Raw genomic sequence first — 17,437 nt, 5'->3', positions numbered from 1 at the left:
AGACTCCGCCTTTTCGTTATATCATGAATTACAGGAATTACTAGTAGCCTCATAATATTTCCTCATATATTCATGCCGCTGTTTATCTCTTGAGAAATTTTGCACCTTCACACAAATTGAGGGGGAAGTTTTCTTGGCTAAAAATAATCTAGATAGTTTAATTTCTAATTGTTCCTGTATCTTTTATTTTAACGTGTGTATTCACACGTATTTTAGCTTTTGAAAAAGCGCGCAACCAATCTTCCTTTACCTTTTTCCATTCTTTATATTCAAAAGCTCTAGCGTGTAATGATAAACCAATTGGATCAATTTTATTTCTCTGCATATCCTGTAACATGCCTTGTAATTTTTTGTTGAACTCTTCCTGGATTTCATGTTCCAATCTACCTATATTCTTATTACCATGTAAACGAGTTTTAGTTAAGTTTCCGTTGGTTTTTTCAATTAAGGATACATTCATACTTACATCTATATTAAAAATAAATTTACCTTTTTGGAAATCAACACTAATTTTTCTCTTTGCATTTTGTACGAAAACAGACGCATTTGGCTTTTTATCAGATTTTTTTGGAGAAAGAACAAGGTGTAGTATCATCCGACCTGTATTTTTTGACTTATTAATAAGGTTGAAAAACTTCACATCGGTTTTAGGAATCTTCGTTAAGTACTTTCCTTGATGATTTAAAAATGCAATTCCTACCGTATCAATTTCATTATTTGTTTTCTTGATAATGGGAACAGTTTGCGTCATTCCCTGTTCATTTTTTTCTCTCATTAATTGTTGAATCGTGGAAGAGACGGATTGATTATTTTGAATAGACGATTCGATTACACCCTTTATATAAGATGGAAGTGATGGCTTATCAGGTCTATTAACTTTAAACACATCTTCTGCCGGTCCATCAACAAGCACCACTTTAGCATTGATGGTAGCGTAAGGATCACGGTAAGAGGAATCGAGCGCCTGTATCCAATTTTCTTCTTGTGCTAATTTATCCCCAATTAAAATAACTTCAGCTTTGGATGATGTCACATACCCTGTTAATTTTGTATCCATTTTGCTAAATCCATCATATATGGTTGACGCCTGAACCCAATGCTCTACAGTACTGCTTTGCTGTTTATGATGAAAGAGTGGTATGCTTGTGCCCACTTTTATGTTTCCATTAGAAGTTCTATCTAAGCCGATTAAAAGGATTAAAGAAACTTTTTCAAGAGGAATTCTATGACTACAACCAATTAAACATACACAACAGATTACAATCCATATCCATTTTCGAATCAAAGCTGTTTCCTCCTAGTAAACCAAGTAAAAACAATGCTGTAAGCGAAAAAGATGATTGGTAATACAATAAAGAAAATGATATTTAAGATATCCATAAGAGAATATATAAATAAATATTGATCCACATCGGGATTTAGAAAAACAAACAAGCCAACTATTAATAACATAAAACCAACCAACGCCCAATTACGAGATTTTTTTTGAAATGAAATGGTCACAGATTCAAAACTGAAAAATAAATACGGATATATTGTAGTGGAAAATACAATCAAATAGTAAGCGATATATAAAATTTCTAATCGTTCTATGAATAAAAAACGAACTCCTTTTAACAGATGAAATACTGGCCAAATTACGTCTTTTATCCCCTCCGGACTAAAGTATATATAAGAAAGAATAGTCACATATAAATAGAGAAACATGGTTCCAGTATTCGCTATTAGTATTCCTTTTATGGCTTTTTGTTTTTTTTGTAAGAACGGATAAATAAAATATGCAATTTCTAAGCCCGCATAAGGAGTAATGGTTTCTTTTGTTGCCTTTACAATAGGATATAAGCCATCTTTAAAAATAGGTAGTAGGTGTAAAGGATTGTAAATACTCTGTAATGAGAAAAGGAGAAAGATTGGCATCCAAGTAGTGAAGAAGAAAACAAGCATAGAGTAACTAGTAAGAGCCCTTATCCCACTTAGGGCTAAAATAATAAAAGGTAATAGTAATAATGTGGCAATTTGATAAGCAGGAGTGGAAGGGAATATCCATACTTTTACAATGTCAGTTGCCTTTAATAAAGTATTAAAACCAGCAAAAAATAGATAAAAGGCATATAAAAGAAGAAAAATTGTCCCTAGCCATTTACCAAAGTATGTATTTAAGATCTGAGAGAAATTTTTGTTAGGATTTTTTTGTAACATTAATATAATAATTACGCCAATTATAGAAGTAATTATCCATCCCAGAATGATAGAAATCCAGCCGTCTGTACCAGCGGTAGTGGCAAGAGGGCTTGGCATAATTAACATACCTGATGCAAGTTGCAGTGAATGAATGAAAACAATATATTCGAATAAATTTATGCTTTGGAATTTAAGTTTCCCCATGCGAGCCACCTTCTTTTTTCTTTCTTTGTTTCGGCTGTCCTGTACTCGAGCGGGTGGTGATCATAGAAATAGGAAATCTTACAAAAGAATCTTTTAACTCTTGAAGACGAAATGGTGCTATTGGCAATCCATATGGTGAACCATAGGAAGTTAGTGAAACAAAATGAGCAAATAAGAGCATTAATCCACTAACAATACCTACAATTCCAAAAAAGTAGGCAAATAACATCATTGGAAAACGAATAAGCCGAATACAGCTTGATAAATCATAATTAGAAACAACAAATGATGCAATGGCAGTAATAGATACGATAATAACCATAACATTACTCACAAGTCCCGCTTGAACAGCTGCTTGTCCAATTACAATCCCTCCAACAATTCCAATGGTTTGTCCAATTGGTTGTGGTAGACGAATACCAGCTTCACGAAGCATTTCTAATGTGATTTCCATAATAAATGCTTCTAGTAAAGGCGAGAAAGGGACTTTAATTCTTGACGTTGCAATAGAAGTATATAGATCTAAAGGAATGATTTCAAAGTGGAATGAAACCATTGCAATATATATTGCTGGTAAAAATATAGCTATAATAAATCCTAAAAATCGTAATAAGCGAAAAGATGATGCAATCAGCCAATGTACATTATAATCATCGGGAGTCTGAAAAAATCCAATTAAATTCATTGGAACGATCATTGCACCAGGAGATCTATCAATTAACACTGCTACTTTACCATCAAGGATATGATTAGAAATAGCATCTGGACGTTCACTTAAATAAGCCTGTGGAAAGGGAGTCCAATTTTGATCTTTTGTAAAGTTGGACAATTCTCCAATGCTCAAAACTGTATCAGTTTTAATTTTACAGATTCTTGTCTCCACTTCCTGTACCACATCTTCGTTAGCTACATCGCCTAAGTAAAGTAAATATACAAAAGTCGTGGCCCGTTCTCCGATTGTCATTTTTTTGATTTTTAACTCAGTAGAAGGAATATATCTACGAATGAGACCTATGTTTTTAGTGGCATTCTCAATAAACCCATCATGAGAACCTTTAATGGTAACTTCTGAAATAGGTTCCTGAATCGATCTTTCTGCCCATCCCTTTGTATTTATGAGAAGGGCTTTCTTTTCTCCGTCCATAAACAGTACACATTGTCCCTCGAGCAGCCCTTTTTTAATTTCATTCCATGTATATACTGTTTTTGTATAAGTAGCAATAATATTAGAATTAAATACTTGCCTGTCTTCATTTACTTCTTGTAATAATGGTGTAACGACATTTCCTTTTAGTGCAAAACCATCTGTCAGACCTTCAAAATAATATAGTAAAACATTCGTTTTTGTTTTTAATTGTAATGGATGTTCAACTAAATCGGCACAAATATCAAAGATCTGTTCTAATGTATTCTTAAGTTCTTGTAAATTATTTGTCTGGATAGTTTCAACAATGGTATTTTCCATGGTTTCTAAGGTCTTTTCATTTAAAGACATGATTTACACCTCTTTACGTATAACAGTCGTGTTTTTATTATTTTTATATAATCAAATTTTATTCATTGGGATAGCAACACATCGCTATCAACTTGAAATTTTATAGCCTTCTTGAAACAAAGAATTTCATTTTATCATTATTTTTGTGGTGACCTGTTTGCTTGGTTTGATGGTCCCGTGTATAAAAGTTTAAAGAACATTAATTTTACATATTACAAAATCGTAAAAGTATATTAGCATATAGAACAATTCGATATTGTTGTAGCATAAGGGAAAGAGAAGTATGTTGGCTCAGCAGCACCTTCTGCTGAAGATTTACAAGCAAAAGGTGCAGAAATGAAGGCTGAACAAAAGAAAGAAATAATACACCTCTTAAAACATTTTTAAGAAAAATCGGGAATATATTCAGCCCTTTAATTCCAGCTTTTGTTGGAGCTGGTTTAATCGCGGGTATTGCATCAATTTTGCCAAATAATATTACTGCAGGAAACTTAGATAGTGCTACATGGCAGCAGTATGTAACTATTTTTAATGTTATTAGAAATGAGATATTTAGTTATTTGGTTATTTGGTTATTTATGCAGGGATTAATGCTGCAAAAGAATTTGGAGCAACACCATCTCTTAGTGGATTCATTGGTGGTGTAACCCTTTTAACAGGAGTAACAGCTGATCTACCAATAAACAATATATTCAACGGTGAACCATTATCACCAGGTCAAGGAGGGGGAAACAAATATAATACATATTCTAATCTAGGTCTAATCTAAGGTAGTAACAAAATAAGAAATGGAGAAGATTTTATTATGAAAATAAAAAAAAAACCTAGAGGAGCATGGAAAAAATTCTTATATCATTCCTCGTAGTTTTTGGATTAGTTCTTGTGGGATTTAGTTATTGGAACCTTTCACCAGTTCCAAAAGCTTTTTTAATTAAAAAAGCATTCGAAAGGGGAATGTTCATTCCGTCACTGGGTTATGAAAAAGCCCTACAAGAAACAAAAATCTTTAAGGATATAAATTATAAATCTAAGTTTCCAGATGGCACATTAGACATCGTTTATCCGAAAGATTATACAGAAAAAACTCCTGTTATTTTTTGGGCACATGGAGGTGGATTTGTAGGTGGTGATAAATCAGATATCACTGGGTATGCAGTAGAGTTAGCTGCCTATGGTTATACAGTGGTGAATATAAACTATGCTCTTGCTCCTAAAAGAGAATATCCTACACCAGTACTCCAACTAGGTGAGGCTTATGAATATATAAAAGAAAATGCAAAGGAATATGACCTAAAACTAGATCGCGTTTATTTTGCAGGACATTCTGCTGGAGCACAAAAATCTGGTCAACTCGTTAATATTCAAATCTCTCCCGAATATGCGAAATTAACCAAAATTAGCGCTATTGTAGATCTTTTTACAATAAAAGGTGTGTTGCTATTTTGTGGTCTATATAATATGCCAGCTTTAGCTATGATGGAAACGACTAAAGAAGTACAAGATTTTATGCGTATCTCTGGTTGGGCTTACTTAGGGGAGAAAGACTTTGAAAAATTACCTGAAGTAGAGATAGCTTCTATTTTTAAATATGTTACAAATGATTATCCACCAGCATTTATCAGAGATGGAAATACTGCATCATTCGAAGATCAAGGTAAAGCATTAGTTTCTGCTTTACAAAGTACAGAAGTGCCGGTAGATATCCTAATCAATTAGAAACCGCTAGGTTTCCGTACTTAGGAATCTCCCACTTCAAACAGTCCATTAGGATGTTAAGTGGTGAGTAGTTCAACTCTGTGTTTCTTCAAATTTTCGTTTTTGAATATATGCTTGAGCATGAATAATTTCTTCCCGAAGCTCTTTTAATTCTTTCGTAGATTCTGATTCAATAGTCATGTAAGTAGTAACTAAACTAATCATCATATCCATCTTCTCTACTATATTTTGAATGACTTGTTCAGATTGCTCTTTTTTAGGGTGTTGTATTGCCTTTAATACATTTTCTATATAATTTTTCTTTCTTTGCTGGATATCATAAATAAACTGTTGTGTGTTTGAGTTCATTTGTTGTTCCTCCGTTTTGGATATATTTTCATTCTATCATATTTGAATAGGAAATATTGGATTCCCCTAAATTTACACCTGTCTCGTACATCTCCTCAAATATACAAACTCATTCCTTAACGTACAGGGAACCAGTTTAGATGTATCTAAACATACAATTCCCCCAAAATGATATAGTGAGACCAGATAGTTGTTTATGAACCAAAATCTATATGTATTTCGATTTTTTCTTATCAAAAAACCGGAACCAACGATAGAAATGAGGTACGGAGAATGAGTAAGATTATTTTTAACGAAATTCAAATGAAACAGCTAGAGAAAGATAAAAATGTATTAAAAGTGTCGGAATGTTCAATTAGCTATTGTTCAGATTTCAAAGTAAGAGCGGTAAAAGAAAATCAACAAGGAAAAGGCCCTATCCAAATCTTTTTAGAGAATGGGTTTAACTTAGCTGTGATTGGTGAGGAAGGCTTTTATACAGAACGCCGTGGGAAAGGAAGCACGTATTGCATTTTTAGAAGCGGAATTGACATTCCTAAAAAAGTTAGACGAACTCGAAAGGAAGGCGTTACAGATAAACGTAAAAAGACCGCCTATTACGGGCGGCCTCTTTTTTTAGGACATAAACAAAGGATGCAAAGTGCAACAAAAAATATAGGTAACAAAATTATAAGCGATAGCCTCTTCATAAAACAGGTATTGAATCATCGGCATGTCCCAATATGAAACTTTTAAAACTGCAACTGTATTTTCTCTCGATGTTTCATTTAGTGTTGTACCTATAACTTTTCCGTATACAGTAAATTCTCCGATATAAGCTGGATCATCAACATGACGGAACGGTGTGTCACCTTCAAGCTCAATGTCCGTAGATTTTATATTAGGATATGTATCTTTAATTTTTTCTTTTAATATAGCTAAATCACTTTTACTTATTTTTTGAGGTGCTCCCGTAGTGGCTTGTGCGTATACGTGTAATTTTATGTCATCTTTTTGGATAGCTGACCTACCTACTATTCTATTTGGAGAAAATATAAGTAATATCACATGCAAAATAAAAAACATTACAATGACTTTAGAGGATTTTTCTAACTTGTTCAATTATCACACCACCAATATATAATAATTACATTATAAGATATATTAGGGTTTGTTAGTTAGACGTATCAAACTGTTTTTGTTGACTAATTTTCTGTTTATACGGTATTCATAGATAATTAAGTATTTCAAATTTAGTAAAGAAGAATAAAACATATATGGATGCGGATTGAGTAACCCTATCCCTCTTTTCGAACAAGAAACCCCATCGTCTTTAGAAATACAATGTAAGAGAGGTTGGATACAGTGCGACATTGAAACACATAAGATTTTTGTATTTTAAACGAAATATACAAGTAATGTAAGGATTTCATGCATATAATAATGTTAATGGTTAAAATTAACAAAATATTCATTTTAATCAGATAAAAATGACGAGATTTTAACTTACAATTATGTTAATGCGATTAAAAAAGCTAATAACTATTTTTCATAACAGTTAAGTTTAGATAGGAAGAGGATAATGAAGACTAAAGATAGTTATAAAATCATTGTAATTGGTGCCGGGACTGCGGGACTGTCCTTTACTGCACATTTATTACGTAATGTATCCCTATTTAAAGAAAGTATAGCGATTATTGATCCATCTAAAAAACATTATTTTCAACCTCTGTGGAGTTTAGTGGGTGGTGGAATTGTTTCAAAGGAGTCTACGATGCGTGATCAAGAATCCCTTGTTCCTAATGGCGCGATCTGGATTCCTAAACGTGTTGTTAAGTTGTTCCCATCTGAAAATAAGATTCTTTTAGATGATGAAACTATGCTTGAGTATGAAATTCTTATTGTAGCAGCCGGTATACAAATAAATTGGGGCGGTATTAAAGGGTTGAAAGAATCTATTGGGACTAATGGTGTTTGTAGTAACTATTCCTATAAATATGTTGATTCTACTTGGAGAGAAATTAAAAGATTTAAAGGAGGAAATGCTGTTTTTACCCACCCAAACACCCCTATTAAATGCGGTGGTGCCCCACAAAAAATTATGTACCTAGCTGAGGAGCATTTTTGTAATAGTGAAGTAAGAAAGAATAGCGAAGTTATGTTTTATTCTGCAAACCCTAACATATTTCAGGTTCCACGTTATGCAGATACACTAAATAAGGTGTTAAAAAGAAAGCAAATTATAACGAATTATAATAAAAATTTAGTAGAAATTATTGCCGAAAAGAGAGAAGCTATTTTTGAGGATACGCAAACACTAAAAAAAGAAAGTGTGTCATATAGCATGTTACATGTTGTTCCACCAATGGGACCGCCTAGTTTTATAAAAGATAGTGAAATAAGCGATCATCAAGGTTGGGTTGATATAGACCCTTATACTTTGCAACATGTACGTTATAAAAATATTTTTGGACTAGGGGATTGTACAAATTTACCCACATCTAAAACTGGAGCGGCAATTCGAAAACAAGTACCTGTCTTAAAACAAAATATTATGGACGTACTGAATGGAAGAGATATGCAGGCTAAATATGATGGGTATACATCTTGTCCAATTGTTACAGGGTATAAAAGTCTTATACTAGCTGAATTTAATTATGAACATGAGCCTCAAGAAACGTTTCCGTTTAATCAAGCGGAAGAACGGTATAGCATGTTTTTGCTAAAAAGATATATGTTGCCATATATGTATTGGAATTTTATGTTGAAAGGAATTTTATAGGGGAAGGATAAAAAGTTGTTGTGAACTACTCGCCACTTAGCAAAGCTTGAAGTGGGAGCTTCTCAGTTCCACGATGAAAGCAACCTTTCGTCTCCCTGAGCGTTACTTCGGGGTGTTCCATCCCTAGATGTCCAACGCTTGGACGCTCTTTTGGTACGGTTGATATTTTACGCAGGAACCGAATGGCTTGGTTTTCGCACTCAATTTTCTTCCTGCAACCTCATATATCAAGTTATCAAAGAACTTCATATAGCTAGTTTATCAAAAGCTTTTGGCTATGCCGCACCGAAATTCATCTCCTACCTACCGTTGGGCTACGCCCTTCACACGCTTGAGGAAGGAGAATTATTTCGGGGAATTCGTTAAAATCTGAAAATTAATAGCAAATAAGAAATAGGAGGGAATAGCCATGCTCTTAAAATATTTTTATGATGAAAAATTAGCACATGCTTCCTATTTAGTTGGTTGTCAGAAGGAAGGAGTAGCAATTGTAATTAATCCAAGCCGTTGTATAGAACAATATATAGAATATGCTAGGAAAGAGGGAATGGAAATAATTGCTGCGGCTGAGACACATATTCATGCTGATTTTCTTTCTGGGGCTAGAGAACTTTCTCATCTTTATAAAGCAAATTTATATGTATCTGATGAAGGTGATTGTGATTGGAAATATCAGTATCTTAATGAGATTCAATACCATCTTGTCAGAGAGGGAACTGAATTTAAAATTGGTCATATAAAATTTAAAGTAATTCATACTCCAGGCCACACATCTGAAAGCATTTCTTTTTTAGTAACTGACACGAGCCAGAATAATTATACAAATGAACAACCTATTGGAATATTCACGGGTGATTTTGTATTTGTAGGCGATGTAGGAAGACCAGACTTATTAGAAACAGCTGTTGGTATTAAAGACACTGCTAAAAAAGGAGCAAAGCAACTATTTGATTCTATACAAAAAATAAAAAAACTCCCTGATTATATACAAATCTGGCCATCGCATGGTGCAGGAAGTGCATGTGGAAAAGCATTAGGGGCAATTCCAACTTCAACATTAGGTTATGAAAAGATGCTCAATTGGGCATTTCAGTGTAATGAAGAAAGTCATTTTATATCTACTCTATTGACGGGACAGCCAGATCCTCCGAAGTATTTTTCATTAATGAAGAATTTAAATAAATTGGGTCCACCAATTCGTAAGAAGAGAGATATTATTAGCATTAATACATTTGAAGAGTTCCAAGAAATCACTAAAAAAGTTCAGCAAATTGTTGATATAAGGGATGTAGAGTGTTTTGCTGCGGGTCACATTGAAAAATCCATTAATATTCCGTATAACAATTCTTTTTCAACTTGGTGTGGGTGGTTATTAGACTATAAAAAAGAAACATTAATCATTTTAGATATGGAAAAAGTTAATGTGGAGGAAGTTATTAGAGACTTTGAGTCTATTGGCTTAGATAATATTATTGCTTTTGCACCTTCAAAAGTAATTCAAAGATTCCATAGTTTAGAGAGTTATAAGGAAAAAACATCAAATGAATTATATCCGTTAATAAAGGATGGAAGTGTTAAGGTTATCGATGTGCGTAGTAAAAAAGAATGGGATGAAGGACACCTTCATGATGCAATACATATTACTTTAGGTAATTTATTTGAGCAGCTAGATCAAGTTCCTACAGGCTGTCCTATAGTTTTACAATGCCGGACGGGTTTACGTTCTGCTATAGCTGCTAGTATTTTGCAAAGAGCTGGTTTAAAGAGTGTAGTCAATTTAAAAGGAGGATTCCTTGCATGGGGAAAGTCTGGATTACCATACTATAAGTAATTTAAAAGAGTATAAAATGTCTTTTTCTTTTTTCAACATTCATCTTTTATTGACTGTCGGGATATTGCGGATGCTGCAGTGGAAGTTTTGATTAACAGGGAGAAATCAGGGGGAATATATACTCTCACAGGGGCAGAAATTTTTAGTTACCCAGATATAGCAAGTGAACTGTCCATTATACTCAATCGCACCATTACCTATATTAATATGGATTCTGTGGACTTACGGAGGAATTTAATTCACTATGATCAAATGCCCATTTGGTTGGCAAATCACATTGTGGAAATTCAGGAAAATCCAACAGACACTGTGAAAGAATTAATTGGGAAAGAGCCTAAAATATTAAATGCTTTTCTTCATGAGTATAAAGAGAATTTTAAGTAGTTTTAAAATTCATTTTATTAATTTATTACAATTCTTAATTGAAGCAGTTATGCTAACGCTTCTTGGTGGTTTAATTGAAATTGGGCTGGGTTATGGTGGCGCATATATTGTTTCTACGTTTGCAAAATGGCCACCGCTTGTTTCATGGGAAGTTGTCGTTGGTGGCGTATTGCTCTCTATGACACTTGGTATTATTTTCGGATTAATTCCAGCAAACAAAGCTGCAAAATTAGATCCAATTGAAGCACTCCGATACGAATAGATTACTAGTGAGCGGTTTGTAGCCTCTAGTTTAAGCAAGCGTATGGTCCGCCCATAGAACAGGTTCTATAAAATAGAGAGAATCATTGTATTATCAGGTATGCCAATATACACATAAATTACGTTCATTACGAAAAAAATCAGCAATAGATTTGTAACATCAATAACCGGTTCCTTAACATACAAGGTACCGGTTGTTTTGTGTCTAAACGTACAATTTTCTTTTTTTGATATGGTGACCCCGCATAGGTAATGCTAAATGAAGAGGCGTCATTAATACTTGACCTTCTCCGTATCCTGTATCTGCCATTGGATTCCATGATATTCAAATTTTTTTATCCACATGCGGACCATTTCGTGATTCTCTCCTAGTGATTTCGCAATGTCTTCTATACTTTCATTTCCATTTTAATAATGTATGACTGCATTCATTTTGTCTTCTGCAGTTCACATTTATCAACCTGTTTATGTTTTTTTCAAACTTTGCAACAGAACCACCTATTGATCATATATAAAATAAGAAAATTCACATTATTTTCTCGCGGAAATAGGTGGAACCGTAATAACTATGTCATGATCTTTTAACTGTACACGAAAAATATATACCGGTTGAGAAAAACCTTTTGTATCAGTGACGTGCTCCAAATTATACTCTGTAATGACTAATGTCTCACCTTCAAATTCTTCACCCGCTTCGAAAGTTCCCATAGGATAAATGTCTCCTTGTTTCAGCTTTTGAAATGCTTCTTTTGGAGAAATAATTTCGACATCTCGCACTCTTTCACCTTTAGAATCGTAAACAGGCATTTTTTTACCTTCATTACTTAACTCTAGTGATGTTTTTATAGTGACATGAGACATATCTGTTTTTCTGTAAGGATCAAATGGCATATTACCAAATTCCTTCATTTGATACGAAATAATTATTCCAAGTGCGACGAAGCTTACTGCAGTAGGTAAGATTAAATATTTGACTATTTGTGTGTGTGATTCTTTTTTTTTAATAAAAATAAGAATTATATTTAATATACAATACCCAAGCATCATTCCTATAGTATTATGAAGTAAATCGTCTAGTTCCGCACTTCCACGAAGTGTTATAAATTGAAGAGTTTCAATAAATAAAGATGTTGTAATTGAACTGATTAACATCCATTTTGCTTTTAAAAAAACTTCACTAAATAAAGGTAATAAAATCCCTAACGGAAACAGCATACCTATATTAACAATGATATGAAAAAAAGAATTAAATGAAAATTGATTCCATGCTTGTTGATATTGGCTTAGTACATCGAAATCAATTGTTCTTACAAAGATATTCCCAGCTGAACGACCAAATGTGGTAGCCATTATTAAAAGAGAATAATATCCTATTATTAATATAAGTAATATAACTTGTCGTTTAGTAAATTTCTTTTCTAGTTCATTAATAAAATTCATTTTACACCTACTTTAAAATTTTCGCCTAATCCATTGATAAATCTTGCATATCCTGTTATTGCTTTCTAACAACTTGGGATTCTTATATTTACTAAAGAAATAAGATTCCGCCATGTATTATACTTTTTTTGAAACTTTGTTGTTCTTTGTTTCGCCCAATTAATACACTTCTTTTCAATTAAATGATACGAAAATATAGAACAAAGTATTGTCATAGTTATACATAAAGTAAGAAGGAACAGAATAGGTATCTTTGCATACAAAAGTTTAAATAGTACCATCATGATTGGAAAATGACACAAGTAGATACTATATGAAATTTCTCCTAAATATACAAATTACCGCTAACCCTCGTATTGAATCTAATTCTTTTATTCTCTTACTCATAAAGTCTTCTCCTTATAAATTGTAGATTTTACTGTTAATAAAGGCCACTATACTAGTGTAGTGGGAGAATTGTACATATAACGTATAGGATAGAAGGAATTATTAAAATAAAAAGTAGGATAAACTTTAAATTTTTATTAAATTTTTGAACACCCTTCTTTTGGTAACCTTTCTTCAAATATTGTTCTGATTGCATTACCTATATTATAAACAGATGGTTATAAAATACGGGTTTAGTCACAAGAAAGTAATTCACGTTAGCCAGGAGCTAGATCTTTTAATTTATCAGCTAATGAGAAAATCTAAAATAGAATCATATTAGGGGTCTCGCCACATCGCTATCAAGTTAAGAAACACATTTTTCCCAAAAACGATAAAAATGAACTTCTGTCCTACAAAAAACACAAAATTTTCATTTAGGGGGTACTTTAAAATCTTAGCTTGATGGCAATGTGGCGGTACCCCTATTAACAACCTATCCTACTTATCTCCCAAATTATATTGCTGAAAATGGTGATTTTCCACGTGGCTATGAATTTTCTTATGGTACGAGCCTATCTACTCCTACTGTATCAGCGGTTGCGGCTCTTATATTAACAGAGTATAAAGAGGAAAAATTAAAAAACTTGTCTATTAATGAAATTCAAAATATTATGTATCAAACTACCTTAAAATCTGGAACAAATAGAAAAGAAAAATTTTCAGGAAGGGGTACGGTAGATGCATATGAGGCCTTGAATTTAATCAACAATAAATAAGATTTGAATAAAACCATAATAGAAGGTTAAGTAATTTATTTTGCAGAGATATTAGTACCTTTTAGAGACATATAAGAAATGTGCTCTTAAATAATTTTAATCGTTAAAATAACTGGTTATATCTTAGTGGGATAAACTAGTTGTTTTATATTCTAAATCCATTCATTCGGTCCATTATTATTTTTTCTGTGATGAGTGAAGTGGAATCTTCTAATTATATATCATGAATAAACTTAAAATACTAGAATCTTTATGATAAATAAATATTTTTTAAATTTAAAGAAAATTCATTGAGATTTCAATTAGAAAGGTATAAAATGGGATTTAATAGACTGAACAGTTCAGTTCAATTTTATTTTGAGGTAGGGACAGTTTTTGAAAAGTCAGAAAGAGGTGCTAGCTTTGAAAGAAAAAATCATAATATCTGCTTTGAAATTATTTGCAGAAAAGGGTTTTCATGCTACTAATGTGCAAGAGATTGCAAATCACGCCGGAGTTGCTAAGGGGACGTTATATGCTCATTTTACTTCCAAAAAGAGTATTTTAATTTCTATATATAGTTATTATTTAGACTGCTTATACAATAGTTTAGATGTTAGCGCTATAAGTAATAATGAATCTTTTGAGGAACGACTAATGAAATTAAACAAAGTTTTAAATAATTATCTAAGTGTCGCATTTGAGCATGAAAATTTCCTTAAAATGCAAATGAAAGAACAAAATATTAATGATCCACAAATTATGGAATTTATTCAAGAAAAACGCAGGGAAATTTATATTAAGTTTCAGCAACTAATGAAGTATGTCGGAGGAGAAGAACTGGAAAATTGTGTACTAGATGAGGCCGTTATATTGAATAGTCTAATTGAGGAATACTCAGCAGTTGTGATATTAGATGGAGCGGATATATCAGTTGAGGAATTAGTTAATTTTATTACACAAACCATATCCTGTATCTTAAAGGGATTTAAAAATAAGCATATATCCCCGATTCTTAGTGAAAATTACATGAAAAATAAGGAGATTAGAGAGGAGCTTATATATACAAATAAAATTAAGGAACGATTGAATGCAATCAATCAATTAATCCATAACATTTATTTTACTCAAGAAGAAAAACAAGAAGTCAATGCTTCTTTAATGTTTATTAACGATGAATTATCTAAGAGTAACCCAGATATCATAATTATCAAAGGGATGCTAAGAAATATAGGGCAATTTACAGAATTAGAATTCATAGTAGATGAGATATTTAGTTTATTACAACAAATAAAAAAAGATTTTTGATGGAAAACACTATTTCTAATAGAGGTGAGCTTTTATGTTAGGTGAATTAATAGAAATTTTTAGAGGGAATATTCCTGGTACTCAGTTGTATGTAATGATGAGTATTCTAGTTATAGTACTCATGGGTGAAGTATTATTTGAATTGAAAAAGGAGCAATTAAAATATATTTCTACTAGTTGGTGAGAGATTAATATTAAATATAATTGGACTTGTGTTTTATTTAAGTTTTTACATGTTTATCTTAAAAATGTTTTTGAAAATATGGCCAACATTAATACAGGGTTATGATACAGCTTTAGCTAGTTGGTTAGCAATTATCTCATATATAAGTATTATTTTATTAGTACCACTTGCTGTGCTCTTTGTTAAATTTAATAAAATATCATTAAAAGCAATAACATTAATAATTCATTTGATATTTACAGGAGTTACAATCAGTTTGATTAATCAGTATTGGGAGCCTAATATAAAATTCCCTGTAATTTTATTAATCGCTAATATAGTTGCCAACACTTTTTTAAGTCTAGTAATAGTTACGTATGGATTAACTAAGGGTGAACAAAAAAGGTCTAATAGCTTAGTTAGAAAATCTAAAAAAGGGACTTTTTAAATTATTTTAGATTTTCTCTTTTAATACCTTATGTAAGTGAATGAAATACTCTTACTTGTTTCGGTGAAATAAGGGATTCTTATGTACAGGGAACCGGATAAGGTGTTTCCAAATCGTGTCCAAACTTACAGTTTTCTTTTTTTGATATGGTGCCCCCATTGCCATCAACCTAAAAACAGGTCACCTCCAAAACGATAAATAAGCTTTTTCATAAGAAATTTGTAAGGAATGGATAAGAAAAAAGAAATTTTTATTGTGAAGGATAAAAATATAAAGAAGAGTGAAAGGGGGGATTAGATAAGATATATTTATGTGAAAAACAAACTAGTCATAAGAGTGTTCTAAGGAAAAGAAGTAATTTCTGGGGTTAACATACTTGTAAAAAAAGAGGGATTCACCGTTTGTTAGGACAAAAATAATCATTATGAAGATAATTACGAATTCCATGTTGTCCTTTTGTCATTGATGGTGATGATAGCTGTGTAATTAATACGAAACAACAAGCAAGCAACCACTCATACAATATGAATAGAGGAGAGGAATACCTTATGAAAACACGTAATCAAATTACATTTGTAAAAGCAGAGCCCACTGAAAATGTATCTAGTTTGTCACACACAAGCACTCAACGAGATCGTAATTCCGTCAAACAAGCAATGCGTGATATCTTGAAATTTGGAATCCCGGGGATACTTGCTAAAACTTCCGAGGATGGGAAAACGTGGAGTTATACGGCCGGAGTAGCTGACCTGAGAACCAAGAAACCAATGGAAACAGATTTCCGCTTTCGCATCGGCAGCGTGACGAAGACGTTCACCGCAACAGTTGTATTTCAATTAGCCGAAGAGAACCGCTTGAATCTAGACGACTCTATTGAAAAATGGTTTCCTGGTGTCATTCAAGGAAACGGGTATGATGATAAACAGATTACTATCCGGCAATTATTGAACCACACAAGTGGTATCGCTAATTACACAATGTCAAAGGATTTTAATATCATGGATACAAAAAAATCTTATACTACTGAAGAATTAGTAAAGATGGGAATATCCATGCCTCCAGATTTTGCTCCAGGAAAGAGCTGGTCGTATTCAAATACAGGATATGTATTACTAGGAATTCTTATTGAAAAAGTAACTGGGAACAGCTATGCGGAAGAGATTGAAAATCGAATCATTGAACCACTTGAATTAGCGAATACATTCTTACCTGGAAATTCAAGCGTCATTCCAGGAACCAACCATGCCCGTGGATATATCCAATTAGACGGAGCAAGTGAGCCAAAAGATGTTACTTATTATAACCCAAGTATGGGGAGCTCGGCCGGAGATATGATTTCTACGGCTGATGATTTAAACAAATTCTTCTCTTATTTACTTGGGGGTAAATTACTGAAAGAACAGCAACTAAAGCAAATGCTTACAACAGTCCCTACAGGAATAGATGAACTTGGCGATTCCGGGCTTGGAATTTTCAAAATTATTCTTCCAAACGGTGTCTCGATATGGGGACACTCAGGTGGCATTCCAGGGTTTGGTACTTTTGCTGGAGGTACACCTGGAGGCAGGCATACGCTAGCCGTCAATTTGAACATCCTTAAAGCTGATAGTCCTGAACCTTTTAAAAATATTTTACTTGCTGAATTTAGCAAGTAGGCAAAAAGGAAAACTGGATAAATTTTGTCATAGTTTTTATAGTTAAATATATACCTTTCTGGTTCAAAAACCCTAAGTTACTCTAAAAAATGATTTTGGTATTTTGGGAATTCTGGTG

16 protein-coding genes and 3 pseudogenes are annotated in these 17,437 nt (G+C 32.7%); 12 read left to right on the top strand and 7 right to left on the bottom strand.

The genetic code is table 11. The features are described 5' to 3' along the window. Positions 1-157 precede the first annotated feature (157 nt). Genes ACP6L7_RS31835 through ACP6L7_RS31825 form a run of 3 tightly spaced genes read right to left on the bottom strand, consistent with a single transcriptional unit; the run spans position 158 to position 3,880 of the window. On the bottom strand, positions 158-1,285 hold the full coding sequence (locus ACP6L7_RS31835; RefSeq protein ID WP_430529667.1) for a Ger(x)C family spore germination protein: 1,128 nt from the start codon (positions 1,283-1,285) through the stop codon (positions 158-160). Next, on the bottom strand, positions 1,282-2,385 hold the full coding sequence (locus ACP6L7_RS31830; protein ID WP_430529666.1) for a GerAB/ArcD/ProY family transporter: 1,104 nt from the start codon (positions 2,383-2,385) through the stop codon (positions 1,282-1,284). Before ACP6L7_RS31830 ends, ACP6L7_RS31835 begins: the two co-directional genes overlap by 4 nt. Next, entirely contained in the window at positions 2,372-3,880 is a 1,509-nt protein-coding gene (locus ACP6L7_RS31825) for a spore germination protein (protein WP_097832293.1), read from the bottom strand. Before ACP6L7_RS31825 ends, ACP6L7_RS31830 begins: the two co-directional genes overlap by 14 nt. A 350-nt stretch (positions 3,881-4,230) precedes the next feature. On the opposite strand from ACP6L7_RS31825, the pseudogene ACP6L7_RS31820 reads away from it, so the two are divergent. After that, positions 4,231-4,607, top strand: a pseudogene (locus ACP6L7_RS31820) (PTS transporter subunit EIIC); the annotation flags it as partial. A 107-nt stretch (positions 4,608-4,714) separates the two neighbouring features. Continuing rightward, positions 4,715-5,596 (top strand): alpha/beta hydrolase, encoded by an 882-nt coding sequence (locus tag ACP6L7_RS31815; protein ID WP_430529665.1) that lies wholly within the window; start codon positions 4,715-4,717, stop codon positions 5,594-5,596. 72 nt (positions 5,597-5,668) lie between these two features. Here the strand turns inward: ACP6L7_RS31815 and ACP6L7_RS31810 are convergent, their stop codons facing one another. Both ACP6L7_RS31810 and ACP6L7_RS31805 read right to left on the bottom strand, forming a co-directional pair. Continuing rightward, positions 5,669-5,944 (bottom strand): hypothetical protein, encoded by a 276-nt coding sequence (locus ACP6L7_RS31810; RefSeq protein ID WP_097832294.1) that lies wholly within the window; start codon positions 5,942-5,944, stop codon positions 5,669-5,671. 615 nt (positions 5,945-6,559) lie between these two features. Then, a complete protein-coding gene (locus tag ACP6L7_RS31805) occupies positions 6,560-7,045 on the bottom strand; it encodes a transposase (RefSeq protein ID WP_141533290.1) in 486 nt (161 codons plus the stop codon). 460 nt (positions 7,046-7,505) lie between these two features. Here ACP6L7_RS31805 and ACP6L7_RS31800 point away from each other — a divergent pair, with 460 nt between their 5' ends. From ACP6L7_RS31800 to ACP6L7_RS31785, 4 genes and pseudogenes are all read left to right on the top strand, one after another. Beyond that, positions 7,506-8,705 (top strand): FAD/NAD(P)-binding oxidoreductase, encoded by a 1,200-nt coding sequence (locus ACP6L7_RS31800; RefSeq protein ID WP_097832295.1) that lies wholly within the window; start codon positions 7,506-7,508, stop codon positions 8,703-8,705. Positions 8,706-9,114: 409 nt separating this feature from the next. Beyond that, positions 9,115-10,536, top strand: a complete 1,422-nt coding sequence (locus ACP6L7_RS31795) for an MBL fold metallo-hydrolase (RefSeq protein WP_430529664.1) — start codon at positions 9,115-9,117, stop codon at positions 10,534-10,536. Positions 10,537-10,614: 78 nt separating this feature from the next. After that, the gene (locus ACP6L7_RS31790; RefSeq protein ID WP_240523176.1) at positions 10,615-10,920 is read left to right on the top strand and encodes a Rossmann-fold NAD(P)-binding domain-containing protein; all 306 of its coding nucleotides are present in this window, start codon (positions 10,615-10,617) and stop codon (positions 10,918-10,920) included. A 22-nt stretch (positions 10,921-10,942) separates the two neighbouring features. Continuing rightward, positions 10,943-11,182: pseudogene (locus ACP6L7_RS31785) on the top strand (ABC transporter permease); the annotation flags it as partial. Positions 11,183-11,712: 530 nt separating this feature from the next. On the opposite strand, the gene ACP6L7_RS31780 reads toward ACP6L7_RS31785, so the two are convergent. Further along, complete coding sequence (locus ACP6L7_RS31780) at positions 11,713-12,621, bottom strand: VanZ family protein (protein ID WP_097832298.1); 909 nt, start codon at positions 12,619-12,621, stop codon at positions 11,713-11,715. Between the two features lie 65 nt (positions 12,622-12,686). Further along, positions 12,687-12,959, bottom strand: a pseudogene (locus ACP6L7_RS31775) (acyltransferase family protein); the annotation flags it as partial. A gap of 263 nt (positions 12,960-13,222) precedes the next feature. On the opposite strand from ACP6L7_RS31775, the gene ACP6L7_RS31770 reads away from it, so the two are divergent. The 6 genes from ACP6L7_RS31770 to ACP6L7_RS31745 all read left to right on the top strand — a co-directional run bounded on the left by ACP6L7_RS31770 (position 13,223) and on the right by ACP6L7_RS31745 (position 17,319). After that, positions 13,223-13,330, top strand: coding sequence for an aspartyl-phosphate phosphatase Spo0E family protein (locus tag ACP6L7_RS31770; RefSeq protein WP_141533294.1), 108 nt, complete (start codon positions 13,223-13,225; stop codon positions 13,328-13,330). 130 nt (positions 13,331-13,460) lie between these two features. Next, positions 13,461-13,766, top strand: a complete 306-nt coding sequence (locus ACP6L7_RS31765; protein ID WP_097832300.1) for a S8 family serine peptidase — start codon at positions 13,461-13,463, stop codon at positions 13,764-13,766. 402 nt (positions 13,767-14,168) lie between these two features. Continuing rightward, positions 14,169-15,053, top strand: coding sequence for a TetR/AcrR family transcriptional regulator (locus tag ACP6L7_RS31760; RefSeq protein ID WP_170960998.1), 885 nt, complete (start codon positions 14,169-14,171; stop codon positions 15,051-15,053). A gap of 34 nt (positions 15,054-15,087) precedes the next feature. After that, positions 15,088-15,237, top strand: coding sequence for a hypothetical protein (locus tag ACP6L7_RS31755; RefSeq protein WP_170960999.1), 150 nt, complete (start codon positions 15,088-15,090; stop codon positions 15,235-15,237). 49 nt (positions 15,238-15,286) lie between these two features. Beyond that, the gene (locus tag ACP6L7_RS31750; protein WP_141533291.1) at positions 15,287-15,664 is read left to right on the top strand and encodes a hypothetical protein; all 378 of its coding nucleotides are present in this window, start codon (positions 15,287-15,289) and stop codon (positions 15,662-15,664) included. Between the two features lie 548 nt (positions 15,665-16,212). Next, complete coding sequence (locus ACP6L7_RS31745; RefSeq protein ID WP_097832303.1) at positions 16,213-17,319, top strand: serine hydrolase domain-containing protein; 1,107 nt, start codon at positions 16,213-16,215, stop codon at positions 17,317-17,319. Positions 17,320-17,437: the final 118 nt, after the last annotated feature.

It is taken from the genome of Bacillus silvicola, from assembly GCF_050524305.1.
Taxonomy (GTDB): domain Bacteria; phylum Bacillota; class Bacilli; order Bacillales; family Bacillaceae_G; genus Bacillus_A; species Bacillus_A cereus_AT.
Note: the sequence above shows the minus strand (reverse complement) of the source record. Positions and strands in the feature narration are given on the sequence as shown.

Bases quoted from the DNA above. Each gene is read 5' to 3' on its own strand.
- ACP6L7_RS31830 (WP_430529666.1), bottom strand. From the start codon at position 2,385: ATGGGGAAACTTAAATTCCAAAGCATAAATTTATTCGAATATATTGTT.
- ACP6L7_RS31825 (WP_097832293.1), bottom strand. From the start codon at position 3,880: ATGTCTTTAAATGAAAAGACCTTAGAAACCATGGAAAATACCATTGTT.
- ACP6L7_RS31815 (WP_430529665.1), top strand. From the start codon at position 4,715: ATGGAAAAAATTCTTATATCATTCCTCGTAGTTTTTGGATTAGTTCTT.
- ACP6L7_RS31810 (WP_097832294.1), bottom strand. From the start codon at position 5,944: ATGAACTCAAACACACAACAGTTTATTTATGATATCCAGCAAAGAAAG.
- ACP6L7_RS31800 (WP_097832295.1), top strand. From the start codon at position 7,506: ATGAAGACTAAAGATAGTTATAAAATCATTGTAATTGGTGCCGGGACT.
- ACP6L7_RS31795 (WP_430529664.1), top strand. From the start codon at position 9,115: ATGCTCTTAAAATATTTTTATGATGAAAAATTAGCACATGCTTCCTAT.
- ACP6L7_RS31780 (WP_097832298.1), bottom strand. From the start codon at position 12,621: ATGAATTTTATTAATGAACTAGAAAAGAAATTTACTAAACGACAAGTT.
- ACP6L7_RS31770 (WP_141533294.1), top strand. From the start codon at position 13,223: ATGGTTATAAAATACGGGTTTAGTCACAAGAAAGTAATTCACGTTAGC.
- ACP6L7_RS31755 (WP_170960999.1), top strand. From the start codon at position 15,088: ATGTTAGGTGAATTAATAGAAATTTTTAGAGGGAATATTCCTGGTACT.
- ACP6L7_RS31750 (WP_141533291.1), top strand. From the start codon at position 15,287: ATGTTTATCTTAAAAATGTTTTTGAAAATATGGCCAACATTAATACAG.
- ACP6L7_RS31745 (WP_097832303.1), top strand. From the start codon at position 16,213: ATGAAAACACGTAATCAAATTACATTTGTAAAAGCAGAGCCCACTGAA.